The following is a 10,757-nucleotide window of genomic DNA, read 5'->3' as shown; positions in this document are numbered from 1 at the left end:
GCTCAATTGCCCTCTTGCTTGCACCTGTCCCGATCGATCTGGGCTCCGGCGCTACGTCACAAGGCGGTAGTCGGGTATCCCGCGGTTGCGGTCGTCGGCCGGTTCGTCCGTCGAGCGGGCGGTGACTCCGGCTGGAATGGGGGCTCGCGACACGTAGATCCCCTCAAGGCAGGTGTCGCACCAGAACGAGGCGTAGCCGTGTTCGGCGGCGGGTCGTGCCGTGAAGACGATCCGGAGCGTCCGGTGTCCGCAGTTCGGGCAGGCAAGATCGGAGGCCGCCGGCAGCGCTCGGTACACGACGTCGTAGGCCGTCAGCCATTCATCCAACGTTGCCATCAGCGCGCTCCCTCCGGCCTGACCGAGTGGTTGGTCCACCACTGTTCCTCATGCGCATAGGCCCGATCTTCGAAGGCGTCGATATCGTGACGGGTCGCCGGGTAGGGACGTCCCTGGTCGGAGACGAAGGCGAGGGCGTCGAGGCCGGCGCTGACCACGCCGAGACGGCCGTCGATCCAGTTGCCGGTGCGGATGCGCGAACCGCCGTCACGTTACCAATCGGTGGCTCTCCGTGCTGACCCGCCGAGGCCAGCAGGGGAAGGTACCGCGCTCGGCGGCGAACCGCGAGAACCGTCAGCCGGGTCATTCGAGTACGGCGACGATGCCGGGGCGGTTCATGGCGACCTTGACGCCGTTGCCGCCGCTGTGGGTTCTCATGCGCCCGTGCGCGACCTCGACCGGCTGTCGCACCGCCACCAGCCCCGCGAGCCAGACGCGCGTCTCGGCGTTGGTCGAGTAGACGATCGTCGTTCCTGCCGGGAGCATCGGCTGCCGCAGCTCTGCGCCGGACTTTCCCGGTGCGACTTAGCCGGCGAACAGCATCCTCGCGGGGAACTCACCACTGGACCGCCAGGAGTTGACGATCTTCGCGGTGATGGCGCTGGCCGCCGAGTTGAAGTGGCCGTCCTCGACACGTGCCGCGAGAGTGCCGGGATCGATCACGAGAATCCGATCGAACCTGTCCTCGAACCCGAACTCGTATCGGACCTCGTTGGTCGCGGCTTCGATTCGTCGCGCAGCCACCATCATTCCCATGCCACCAGCCTCCGACGTCCGAGTGGGTCCTCGCCAGCAGGGCGGCGAACCCGCGAGAACCGTCAGGCGGTGACCGTCGTCGGCCCATCGGTGGGGCAGGCGCCGGCCGCGGCGACGAACGTCGACCAGGCCGAGGGCGTGAAGGTGATCACGGCTCCGGCCCGGTCCTTCGAGTCGCGTACGGCGATGATGCCGGGGAGGTTGTCGGCGACCTCGACGCAGGCGCCGCCGTTGTCGCCGCTACGGGTGCTCTTGCGCCAGACGGCGCCGGTCAGATCAGCCATGCCACGTCTCCCCGGTGATCCTCTTGATCATGTCTTTCGATTCTGCCTCGCCGAGGGCGAGCGCATCCAGACCCTTCCAGACGCGCTCGTATGCGGCTAGCTCGTCGGGCTTGTCGAGATAGAGCGCCCCGGTTAGCGACTCGGAGTAGACAACCGATGGTTCCGGTGCGGCCCGGCCACCCTTGGTCGGCGGGAAGTCGAGAATCATGAAGGTGCCGGCGACTGCACCGGGCTGAGGCCCTGCTGCGAGCGGTAGCACTTTGACGGAGACATTCGGCAGCTCGGACAGCTTGAGAAGGTGGTCGAGCTGGGCGGTCATCACCGCCGGGCCGCCGACGATCCGTCGGAGCACCGCCTCGGACAACACCGACTCCAGCCGGGGAGCTGCCGGCAGCCGTCGCATGAGCAGCGCCTGCCGCTGTAGCCGCACCTGGACAGCCCGCTCGCGTTCCTCGTCACTCAGCGTCCGGCCGAGGCGGTAGAGCGCGTGGGCGTACTCCTTGGTCTGAAGGATGCCGGGGATCAGCGACTCGTCGTAGCCACGAAGGCGAGACGCGGCGGCTTCCAGGCCAACGTACAGCTCGAACCAGCTCGGCACCGCGTCCCCGTACGCGTGCCACCACCCCTTGGACTTCGTCTCCGCCGCCAGCCCCCGCATCGCCTCGGTCATCTCCGGCGACACGTGGTAGAGCTCGCACATCGCCTTGACGTCGAGCACCCGCACCGGCCCCAGGCCGCTCTCGATCCGCCAGATCTTCTGCCGGCTGTACTCAAGCGCTTCGGCGGCGGCGTCCAGGGTCACCCCGGCTTCGGTCCGGAACTGGCGTAGCAGCCGCCCGAGCTGCCGCCGCGGCACGGTCGATCCGACGTCCTCTGTCACCCGAACACTCCCTGATTCCATCCCGCAACACTGCGTAACGCGACCACGTAACTCATATCGGTTGCAGTAAAAGAAGTCAAGGCCTGGGCCAAGAATTCTGCTGTGGAACGTTGCGTCTCCACTGCGCACTGTCACACGATGGCTACAAGGCCCTGGTGCCGTACCGCTGATCGCAAGCTGCGGTGGCAGGGCGGGGTGGGTCCGCGCGTGCGGGGAGGACGAGTGGCCCCACCCCTTCCATCCGACAGGAGAGGCAGGCGGCAGATGAGCGTCCGCAATCAACGGTCGAGCTACGGCGCGATGCCGTACACCCCGCTGCTGCCGTGGCAGGTGCGCGAGCGCCGCTTCAAGCTGGTCGGGCTCGGACGCCGCGGCCTTGAGCCCGACCACGTGTACGCCTTCCTCGACCGGGTCGCCGTGGACATGGCCGCCGTCTACGCGGCCCTGGCCGCCAGCCGGTGGGAAGCCGCCTCCGCCAAGGACGCGCTGCGTCGGCAGCAGAGCGGCCACGTCGATCGGGGATCCGAGGCATGACCCAGCGGTACGTCATCCACCTGCCGGTCGTCGCCGCCGACCTGCCCGCCGCGCAGCGCCTGGCCCGGGTGATCGGCCGGTGGCTGCTGGTGCTGCCGCAGACCGACCCGGGGGAGACCACCGTCTCCGCCGAGGACCACCAGAACGTACGTCATCGGGTCTTCTGCGACCTGCTGATGCCCGGCGGCCGGCGCTGCCTGCTCCGCGCCGACCACGACGGCCCCTGCGCCCGCCGTTTCACGCGGCGTGGCTGTCACTGAGTGAGAAACCGACCTCGAGGGAGATCGAGGGCGGCGCGGCGCTCATCTATGCGGGAAGGTACGCGGCCGTGACGGCGTTATCGCGGTGCCTCGATCGTCCACTCCAACAGGCCAGCTTTTACGCCCGGACGATATCGCTGCATGTAGGGATCGCCGGTCTCCAACGACCGCGCCGCGCCCTCCAAGAGCTCTGCGATCGACGCCGGCCAACGGTCGAAGCCGGTGCCATCCTCTGGATAGAACTCGCCCACCCTGCCGTGTCCACCGGGACGCTGGTCGACCAGCAGACAACCACCATCGCCCGCCGTCGCAAACGGCACGAAGGCTCGGTGCCACCAGTCATCGTCCAGCGGTCCGCCCGCCAAGACGGAACAGCTGACCTCCCAGTCGGCCACGATCTGGTCTAGTGGCATCGGTCGATAGAACGGTGGCAGATCAAAGCTGTCAACCGCCGCGACCCCGTCATGCCGCCGCAGCGACGCCACCAGATCAGGCGGGAAGGGGACCGACATCCGCGCCTGTAGCGCGGCGATCCGCTCCGGTGGCGCGGCCGGCCGCAGCGAGGCGCGCGTGCGGGGCGCGTGCGCCGCTAACCATTTCTCGATACGTTTCCAGGCAGCGTTGACCCGGGCGGTGGTCGCAGCGTCGGGCTCGGCGGCGACCAGGGTTCCGGCGTACTGCGGGCAGACCGCGGCGGCAGACGGTCGGGACGGCGCCTTCGCATAGCCCGTGTTGGGGACAGTGCGGTAGGACGGAACTGGTTGCCGTACGGAAGGCACCGGTCCCGGGTCGATGGACACCCTCGCGTCGTTGACGCTTGTGCGATCCGATCCGAAGGTGGTGACGGCGCAGAGCACCAACACCAACAGCAGAAAGACCGCGAGCAGGACGATCAGCAGCCGCTTGCCGATGACCGTCGAGGGTGGCGCGTCCTGGTCACGCCGCGCCGCCGGCACCGCGTCGTTGGACCCCGGCATGGCGACGGCACGTCCGGAGGGCGAATCGTCGGCAGCCACCGCCCTACCGCCGGTCGCCTGCAGCACCGGGTCGAGCCAGCCAGCCGCCTCCGCTCGAAACAGCTCAGGCTGGTCAGCCGCGCCGGCGGGAATTCGACCAGCCAGCCCGACCGGCAATCCGGTGAGGTCACCGCCGTCGCCGATGGCGATCACGGAGGCGGAGAGGCCACGGCTGGTGAGGGCATCGAGGGCAAGCGTGGTGTGATTGGTCGAGTCTGGTCCGGAGTCGGTCACCACGACGACGGGCGCCCGCAGCGCCCAGGCCAGATCCGCGAGGGTCCAGCCGCCGCGGCCCAGCGGAACGAGGAGCCCGTGGGCCGCGCCCACCAGGATCAGGCCATGGGTCCGTGCCAGGGCTTGGGTGATTCCGACGAGGTCGTCGGGGCGCGGCGCGTCGATACCACCGGCATGCACCTCGACGTACGTGGCGAGGTTGTCGCTCAGTAGCTGACAAGGGGCGCTGTCGTCATGCCTGCGTTCGGCGATATGAAGTACCGCCACTCGCACCTTCGACGCCGCGGAAATGGCTGCCGCAGCCACTTCCCAGCTCACGCTTGTCGAGGTAGCGGCAACTACCCACGGTCCACCACCCGGCCAGGACAACCGTCCCTCCCCATGATCACGCCAACCCTACCGAACCGGCCTCCCTCATATGGCTCCCGCCCCATAGACGGCTGGACGCCGCGTACACCCCGCTGCTGCCGTGGCAGGTGCGCGAGCGCCGCTTCAAGCTGGTCGGGCTCGGACGCCGCGGCCTTGAGCCCGACCACGTGTACGCCTTCCTCGACCGGGTCGCCGTGGACCTGGCCGCCGTCTACGCGGCCCTGGCCGCCAGCCGGCGGGAAGCCGCCTCCGCCAAGGACGCGCTGCGTCGCCAGCGGAGCGACCACGCCGATCACGGACCCGAGGCATGACCCAGCGGTACGTCATCCACCTGCCGGTGGTCACCACCGACCTGCCCGCCGCGCAGCGCCTGGCCCGGGTGATCGGCCGCTGGCTGCTGGTGCTGCCGCAGACCGACCCGGGGGAGACCACCGTCTCCGCCGAGGACCACCAGAACGTACGTCATCGGGTCTTCTGCGACCTGCTGATGCCCGGCGGCCGGCGCTGCCTGCTCCGCGCCGACCACGACGGCCCCTGCGCCCGCCGACTGCGCCGCTGACCCGGATTCGCCCGATCGGGATGAGGCAGGGTCACCCCCCGTCCCAGGAGGCTGTCGAGGTACCAGTTCGCTCGGCACCCGAGAGGTGAAGTGTGCCATCGCGGCGCATTGAGGTCAGGGGCTCGTAACTGGCGGTTCGACGGCGATCGGGCCGGAGAGGAGAACCAGGTGGAATACGAGGATTTCATCAACGCAGTGGCCACGCGGGCAAAGGTGTCGACCGATCAGGCGGCGACACTCACCAGCGCGACGTTGGAGACATTGGCAGATCGGATCAGCGCCGGCCAGGCTGAGGACCTTGCCTATCAGCTTCCCGACGGGCTTGACGATCACCTTCGCAAACCCCCACCGCTCAGGGGGAGAGGGGAACATGCCAAGCCGTTCGGGCTCGAAGAGTTCGTGCGGCGGGTGGCGGACCACCCGGCCATCGACCGTGCGCTCGCCGGTGCCGGGGTCCGCGCGGTACTCACCACGCTCCGTGAGGCTGTTTCCCGTGACGAGTTCGAGGACGCGATGGCCCAGCTTCCGAAGGAGTTCCGGCAGGTGATCGAGCCGGTGGGTGCCGGTGGCAGGCAGCGCCCAGGCTCTTAGCACGCGCAGTTGAGGCAGGAGCAGGTGCGGCCGCAGCCGGTCGGGGCGCGCGCCGGCGTGGAACGGCGCCCGCAGGTGGACGCACGGGAGAGAAGAACTCTCGACGCCGGTCACGGACGCCGCGACGCACCCCGGCCGGTCCGGAAGGAGAACCTGTGAACTACGCCGAGTTTCTCGAAGCGGTGGGGAAGCGGGCCGGAATGCCGGCGGCGGAGGCGGCGAACATCGTCGGAGCCACGCTGACAACCTTGGCGGAACGGGTCAGTGGCGGCGAGGCGCGGCACCTGGCCACGCAGCTCCCCGAGGAGTTGCGAGGGTACCTGCACAAGGAAGTGGACTTCGCCGAACAGCTCGACCTCGTGGAGTTCCTCAATGAGGTGGGGGTCCGCGCGGGAACGGATGACGAGCGGCCCATTGAGGGCGCCCGCGCCGTATTGACGACCCTGCGCGAGGCGGTGAGCGCCGAAGACCTCGAGAACCTGGAATCCGAGCTGCCGAAGGACATCCGGCAGCTGCTTCATCCGGTGGGCCGCAGCGTCGGGGCCTGAACCGAGCCACTTCCTGGCCCGATCTGGGTACGGTGCGCGGGTGGAGGTTGGATTCGCCCCGCCCGTCTCCGGCTCGTGGGCCACACCGGAGAACATGATCCACATCGCCCGCCGCGCCGAGCAGCTCGGATACCACTCGCTCTGGACGTTCCAGCGGCTCCTGGTCCCTGCCGACCTCGGCTGGAGCGAGACCTACCACAGCGTCCAGGACCCGCTGACCACGCTGGCGTTCCTGGCGGCCCACACCACGCGGGTGCGGCTCGGCGTCGCGGTGCTCAACATGCCGTTCATCTCTCCGGTGCTGCTGGCCAAGCAGACCGCGACCCTCGACATCCTCGCCGGCGGACGGCTCGACGTGGGACTCGGCCTCGGCTGGGCGGACGAGGAGTACCAGGCGACGGGGGCGAGCAAGCATCGGCGGGGCCGTCGGGCCGAGGAGTTCCTCGCCGTTCTTCGCGCCCTCTGGCAGAACGACGTCACCGAGCATCGCGGCGAGTTCTACCAGGTCCCGCCGACGCGCCTGGCGCCGAAGCCCGTGCAGCGGCCACACCCGCCGATTCTGCTCGGCGGCCAGGCGCCCGCCGCGTTGCGCCGGGCCGGCCGGCTCGCCGACGGCTGGGTCAGTGGCAGCCAGGCGGACCTGACGGGCATCGGCGAGGCGGTCGCGACCGTCAAGGCCGCCGCTGTGGAGGCCGGCCGCGATCCCCGCTCACTGCGATTCGTCTGCCGCGGCGCGGTCCGCGTACGCCCGGCGGGCCCGCCCGAGCGCGAGCCGCTCACCGGCACGCTCGAGCAGATCCGGTCGGATCTCGGCAGGCTTGCCGAAGCCGGCATCACGGAAGTGTTCGTCGACCTCAACTTCGATCCCGAGATCGGCTCACCCCGCGCGGACGCGCAGGCGTCGCTGCGACGGGCCGACGAGGTGCTCGACGCCCTCGCTCCGACCCACTGACACGCCCGGACCGGCGCTCATCCGGCCGGGTCGGCTGCCGCATCCGTCGCAGACCACGCCGACCAGGCGGTCACCGCTATCGCGATCACCGGCCCGGCTGGTGGCCGCTGGACGTACTGCGGGTACTTGTCGGCCAGCGCCGCGCGGGCCGCGGCCTCCTCCGCGCGGTCCTCCACCAGCCGGCCGTGCCCGTCCAGCCGGACCCACCACAGCCGCGACCAGTCCTCGTCGTACTCGTCGACCAGCAGGCAGGCATGCCCCGTCGCCCGGATGTTCTCCAGCCGGCGTAGCCGCCGGTGGCGCTTGGGCTTCTCGTCCACCGCGTGGTACACGACATCGTCGAGCAGGACGAAGCACACGGGCACCAGGTGTGGACGCCCATCCGGTCGGACGGTGGTCAGCCGGGCCACCCTGGCCGACCCGACCCGGTGCCGGATTTCGTCGGCGGGCACAGGCCCGACCGTAACAGCCGACACCCGTCCTGGGTGACTCGTTGTGGCCGGTGGGTGTGCCGGCGCCGCACGCGGGTAGGCCCTGCCGAGCGGACCCGGGGGAGGCGTGATGGCGAGCGAGGCGCCCGACTACTTTCAGCCTGAGGCTGGGCTGGTGCTCACGCACCTGCTGATCGTGCGGGACGTGGACCGTTCCCGGGAGTTCTACCAGCGGGTGCTGGGGGCGACGGTGGTGCGGGAACGCCAGCCGGCGATCCTGCGGTTCCACAACAGCTACATCGTGATCAACGACGAAGGTGGTCCGACCGACGACAAGCCGGGCGTGCAGGCACAGGCGCCGCCGGATTCGCAGACGCTCAGCAGCGCGATGAACGTCCGGGTCACCGATGTCCGCGCAGTCTATGAGCAGTGGCGGTCACGGGGTGGGGAGTTCCTGACCGAGCCGAAGGACCATGGCGTCGAGATCCGGTGCTACCTGCGTGATCCGGACGGCTACCTGATCGAGCTTGGTCAGGCCACCGGGATCCTCGCCGAGATGGGTCGAGCAGCCTCCGCCTGAGTCTGACGATCGGCGCCGCCGGCAGCCCTGGTCATGGCCAGACCAGCCATCGTGATCGGGCCCATGGTGATCAGGCGGCGGGTACCGTGAACGTCGTGGAGGATCTCGGCGCGAAGGTCTCGTACCTCGCGCTCGCCGTCGGCACCCGGGTCTACGACGTCGACTCGGCACCCGTCGGCGTGGTCGAGCAGGTGCTCACCGACGAACGGTGGGACATCTTCCACGGCGTCATCGTGGCGCCGCCGGGTCCGGACCAGTCCCACCGCTTCGCCTACCGGGAGCAGATCGCCGACCTGTACGAGCGGGGCGTCGTGCTGTCGGTACCCGGTGCCGAAATGCACGATCCGGGCGAGGACCCGCCGGCCGGCGTGGTCGAGGAAGCGGCTCACCACCCGGTGCAGGCGGACCTGCGCCGCGCCTGGCAGCGGCTGAGTCGACCCCGCTGACCCGCCGGGCAGCTACCCCCCGCTGGCCAGCCGTATGGGCAGCTGGTGCTCGAGGTGTCCTACGGCGAGACTCGTACCTCTACCGAGTTGATGAACCACCGAAAGTCGGACGTGCTGTGAATGGACACGTCGTTTGTGCCGCTCTTGTCGAACGAACGCGTCCCGGCGCACACGACGACGGACTGACCCGCCGGCACCGGTCCCGCGCTGAACAGCTGCGCGAAGTAGTGGGCACCACGGGTCAACTTCTCCTGCAGGAAGCTCTCGTCATCGTCGGTCTCCTCGTCGAGGACCGACATCTCGGCATATGAGGGCTCGGACACGTTGGGATGCAGGACGTCGAGCATCAGGAAGTTCCGCTGTCCGGTGCGGGAGTTCGACCATCCCCATTCGTCCTCTGTTTCCAAGCGGTGCGTTGCCTCGACGCATTGCGCGTCGATGAGGACCTCGACCAGCCCTGTCGTCGGTGGCACGAAAGCGAATGCTATGGCGCTGAATGCGTCGCCGGATGCGTAGTCGAAGTCGCTGGCGTCGCTGTTGTCCATCGTGATGGAGATGCCCACGTCTCCGACCGACGGGTTGAGCGTGTGAATCCGATCAACGACGAAGTTGTCGTTGTGCACCGGCGTGAAGCCGAAGTTGAACCCGAAGAACGGCGGCCGGAACACCTCCCACCGGTGCGGGCCCTGGCTGTCGTCGGGTTCGAAGACTCCCCAGGGGAGCGCGTGATCGTGGAACGGAGACAGGCTCAACCATTTGTCGAGGTTGTTCGAGAGGTGGAATCCGGTGCTGATGTTGTCGTCGACCGTGAAGACGTCGATTATTGAGTCGTGGTAGTCCGTCGCTATTGCGGCAATGGCCTCGCGCCTGACGTCTCGACTTCGCAGGAATGCGTCGGCCTTATGTTTCCTGGCTTTGTTGAGTTTCTCGTAGGGCGACTCCAGCCCTTGCGGCGGCTGAAGCAGGTCACGAAAAGCCAACCGCTCCTGCTGCATCAGTTTCCTCAAGTCCGCCCAGTTGTCGTCTCCTAGCAGGCGCTGCAGCCGCTGGCTTGCATGAGCTGACAGTTTCGCGGCTTTGCTACTGCGCTTCTTGGTGACCGTCCGGACGCGCTGCTCACGCTCCTGTGCTGCCGCATCCGCCGATCGCTGGGCTTCCACAGGAAACTGGCGAAAATTCCGAATTGTTTTACCGGTACTGACCACGTGAACCACCCCATTAGCCTTGCCTACATGCTGCTTCACATCTCTCTGGCTGGCCATACGGGTTCTGCCATGTTTGCAACGCCACATGTGCCGCCAAATGGTATTAATCGGGCTATTGCTTCCGCCGCACTCGGTGAGCCGGTCGGCAGACGCCCGACCCGGCCGCTTCAGGAGCGTTCGTAGACGACGGTGCCGTCGGCCCGGTCGGCCGGTAGCAACACCAGTGCAGCGATCGAAGTGTCGGCCGACGCTTCGATCACGCTCGGGGGAACATGGTGGCCATGGTGTTGCCCAGACGCTTGGCGCGGTTCAACCGGGTCGTCACCAACCGCGTGACCGGTCCGCTGGCCGGGCGGCTGCCGGGCTTCGGCGTCATCATCCACCGGGGCCGCCGCTCCGGTCGGGAGTACCGGACGCCGATCAATATCTTCCGGACGTCCGACGGTTACGTCGCCGCGCTGACCTACGGGGTCACCGACTGGGCGAGAAACGTGATGGCGGCCGGCGGCTGTGAGCTGGAGATCCGCGGCCGGCGAGTGCCTCTCACCCGTCCCCGCCTCGTGCACGACCCCACCCGGCGGGGCATGCCGCCGGTCGTCCGCCAGCTCGTCGGGGTGATCGGCGTGACCGACTTCCTCTATCTCGACACCGTGCCCGACGCAGACCACGTCCACTAGGCAGATCTCCGCCGGGCTTCCTACCGAAGGCTCGACGTTGGCAGCGAGTCGGCGAGTTCCGCGATCACCTCGGCGTGCCAGCGCTCCGGCCCATTAGGG

At 68.6% G+C, this 10,757-nt stretch carries 18 protein-coding genes; 10 read left to right on the top strand and 8 right to left on the bottom strand.

From position 1 onward, the window contains the following. Positions 1-51: 51 nt before the first annotated feature. The 5 genes from ACTWM8_RS16395 to ACTWM8_RS16375 all read right to left on the bottom strand — a co-directional run bounded on the left by ACTWM8_RS16395 (position 52) and on the right by ACTWM8_RS16375 (position 2,256). Positions 52-336, bottom strand: a complete 285-nt coding sequence (locus ACTWM8_RS16395) for a hypothetical protein (protein ID WP_446209783.1) — start codon at positions 334-336, stop codon at positions 52-54. 303 nt (positions 337-639) lie between these two features. Then, positions 640-822, bottom strand: coding sequence for a hypothetical protein (locus ACTWM8_RS16390; protein WP_446209782.1), 183 nt, complete (start codon positions 820-822; stop codon positions 640-642). Between the two features lie 39 nt (positions 823-861). Further along, positions 862-1,092: a hypothetical protein gene (locus tag ACTWM8_RS16385; protein ID WP_446209781.1), complete on the bottom strand. Its 231-nt coding sequence runs from the start codon at positions 1,090-1,092 to the stop codon at positions 862-864. Positions 1,093-1,154: 62 nt separating this feature from the next. Then, positions 1,155-1,376, bottom strand: a complete 222-nt coding sequence (locus ACTWM8_RS16380) for a DUF397 domain-containing protein (RefSeq protein WP_446209780.1) — start codon at positions 1,374-1,376, stop codon at positions 1,155-1,157. Then, a complete protein-coding gene (locus ACTWM8_RS16375; protein ID WP_446209779.1) occupies positions 1,369-2,256 on the bottom strand; it encodes a helix-turn-helix domain-containing protein in 888 nt (295 codons plus the stop codon). Before ACTWM8_RS16375 ends, ACTWM8_RS16380 begins: the two co-directional genes overlap by 8 nt. 264 nt (positions 2,257-2,520) lie before the next feature. Between ACTWM8_RS16375 and ACTWM8_RS16370 the strand changes: the two genes are divergently transcribed. Then, the gene (locus ACTWM8_RS16370; RefSeq protein WP_446209778.1) at positions 2,521-2,790 is read left to right on the top strand and encodes a DivIVA domain-containing protein; all 270 of its coding nucleotides are present in this window, start codon (positions 2,521-2,523) and stop codon (positions 2,788-2,790) included. Further along, positions 2,787-3,050, top strand: coding sequence for a hypothetical protein (locus ACTWM8_RS16365; protein WP_446209777.1), 264 nt, complete (start codon positions 2,787-2,789; stop codon positions 3,048-3,050). The genes ACTWM8_RS16370 and ACTWM8_RS16365 overlap by 4 nt, the downstream gene beginning before the upstream one ends. A 77-nt stretch (positions 3,051-3,127) precedes the next feature. On the opposite strand, the gene ACTWM8_RS16360 is transcribed toward ACTWM8_RS16365, so the two are convergent. Continuing rightward, a complete protein-coding gene (locus ACTWM8_RS16360) occupies positions 3,128-4,618 on the bottom strand; it encodes an SMI1/KNR4 family protein (protein ID WP_446209776.1) in 1,491 nt (496 codons plus the stop codon). A 98-nt stretch (positions 4,619-4,716) separates the two neighbouring features. Between ACTWM8_RS16360 and ACTWM8_RS16355 the strand changes: the two genes are divergently transcribed. From ACTWM8_RS16355 to ACTWM8_RS16335, 5 genes are all read left to right on the top strand, one after another. After that, positions 4,717-4,980: a DivIVA domain-containing protein gene (locus ACTWM8_RS16355; RefSeq protein WP_446214574.1), complete on the top strand. Its 264-nt coding sequence runs from the start codon at positions 4,717-4,719 to the stop codon at positions 4,978-4,980. Next, positions 4,977-5,228: a hypothetical protein gene (locus ACTWM8_RS16350; protein ID WP_446209775.1), complete on the top strand. Its 252-nt coding sequence runs from the start codon at positions 4,977-4,979 to the stop codon at positions 5,226-5,228. The genes ACTWM8_RS16355 and ACTWM8_RS16350 overlap by 4 nt, the downstream gene beginning before the upstream one ends. A gap of 168 nt (positions 5,229-5,396) precedes the next feature. Continuing rightward, a complete protein-coding gene (locus tag ACTWM8_RS16345) occupies positions 5,397-5,819 on the top strand; it encodes a DUF2267 domain-containing protein (protein ID WP_446209774.1) in 423 nt (140 codons plus the stop codon). Positions 5,820-5,974: 155 nt separating this feature from the next. Continuing rightward, entirely contained in the window at positions 5,975-6,367 is a 393-nt protein-coding gene (locus ACTWM8_RS16340) for a DUF2267 domain-containing protein (protein WP_446209773.1), read from the top strand. Between the two features lie 40 nt (positions 6,368-6,407). Continuing rightward, a complete protein-coding gene (locus tag ACTWM8_RS16335) occupies positions 6,408-7,319 on the top strand; it encodes a TIGR03619 family F420-dependent LLM class oxidoreductase (protein WP_446209772.1) in 912 nt (303 codons plus the stop codon). 17 nt (positions 7,320-7,336) lie between these two features. Here ACTWM8_RS16335 and ACTWM8_RS16330 read toward each other — a convergent pair whose 3' ends face one another. Continuing rightward, positions 7,337-7,771 carry a TIGR03668 family PPOX class F420-dependent oxidoreductase gene (locus tag ACTWM8_RS16330; RefSeq protein WP_446209771.1) on the bottom strand — a complete coding sequence of 145 codons (435 nt, stop codon included), beginning with the start codon at positions 7,769-7,771 and terminating at the stop codon, positions 7,337-7,339. 109 nt (positions 7,772-7,880) lie between these two features. On the opposite strand from ACTWM8_RS16330, the gene ACTWM8_RS16325 reads away from it, so the two are divergent. Further along, complete coding sequence (locus ACTWM8_RS16325; RefSeq protein WP_446209770.1) at positions 7,881-8,330, top strand: VOC family protein; 450 nt, start codon at positions 7,881-7,883, stop codon at positions 8,328-8,330. A gap of 95 nt (positions 8,331-8,425) precedes the next feature. Further along, positions 8,426-8,776, top strand: coding sequence for a PRC-barrel domain-containing protein (locus ACTWM8_RS16320; protein WP_446209769.1), 351 nt, complete (start codon positions 8,426-8,428; stop codon positions 8,774-8,776). A gap of 59 nt (positions 8,777-8,835) precedes the next feature. Here the strand turns inward: ACTWM8_RS16320 and ACTWM8_RS16315 are convergent, their stop codons facing one another. Continuing rightward, positions 8,836-9,990, bottom strand: coding sequence for a hypothetical protein (locus ACTWM8_RS16315; protein WP_446209768.1), 1,155 nt, complete (start codon positions 9,988-9,990; stop codon positions 8,836-8,838). 275 nt (positions 9,991-10,265) lie between these two features. On the opposite strand from ACTWM8_RS16315, the gene ACTWM8_RS16310 reads away from it, so the two are divergent. After that, positions 10,266-10,658 (top strand): nitroreductase family deazaflavin-dependent oxidoreductase, encoded by a 393-nt coding sequence (locus ACTWM8_RS16310; protein ID WP_446209767.1) that lies wholly within the window; start codon positions 10,266-10,268, stop codon positions 10,656-10,658. The last annotated feature ends 99 nt before the right edge of the window (positions 10,659-10,757 follow it).

Source organism: Micromonospora sp. IBSANI012 (assembly GCF_052814045.1).
This window is presented reverse-complemented; position numbering and strand designations above follow the sequence as displayed.

Excerpts from the sequence above, each read along its gene's own strand:
- ACTWM8_RS16325 (WP_446209770.1), top strand. The coding sequence starts at position 7,881 with ATGGCGAGCGAGGCGCCCGACTACTTTCAGCCTGAGGCTGGGCTGGTG.
- ACTWM8_RS16390 (WP_446209782.1), bottom strand. The coding sequence starts at position 822 with ATGCTCCCGGCAGGAACGACGATCGTCTACTCGACCAACGCCGAGACG.
- ACTWM8_RS16350 (WP_446209775.1), top strand. The coding sequence starts at position 4,977 with ATGACCCAGCGGTACGTCATCCACCTGCCGGTGGTCACCACCGACCTG.
- ACTWM8_RS16395 (WP_446209783.1), bottom strand. The coding sequence starts at position 336 with ATGGCAACGTTGGATGAATGGCTGACGGCCTACGACGTCGTGTACCGA.
- ACTWM8_RS16365 (WP_446209777.1), top strand. The coding sequence starts at position 2,787 with ATGACCCAGCGGTACGTCATCCACCTGCCGGTCGTCGCCGCCGACCTG.
- ACTWM8_RS16370 (WP_446209778.1), top strand. The coding sequence starts at position 2,521 with ATGAGCGTCCGCAATCAACGGTCGAGCTACGGCGCGATGCCGTACACC.
- ACTWM8_RS16385 (WP_446209781.1), bottom strand. The coding sequence starts at position 1,092 with ATGGGAATGATGGTGGCTGCGCGACGAATCGAAGCCGCGACCAACGAG.
- ACTWM8_RS16380 (WP_446209780.1), bottom strand. The coding sequence starts at position 1,376 with ATGGCTGATCTGACCGGCGCCGTCTGGCGCAAGAGCACCCGTAGCGGC.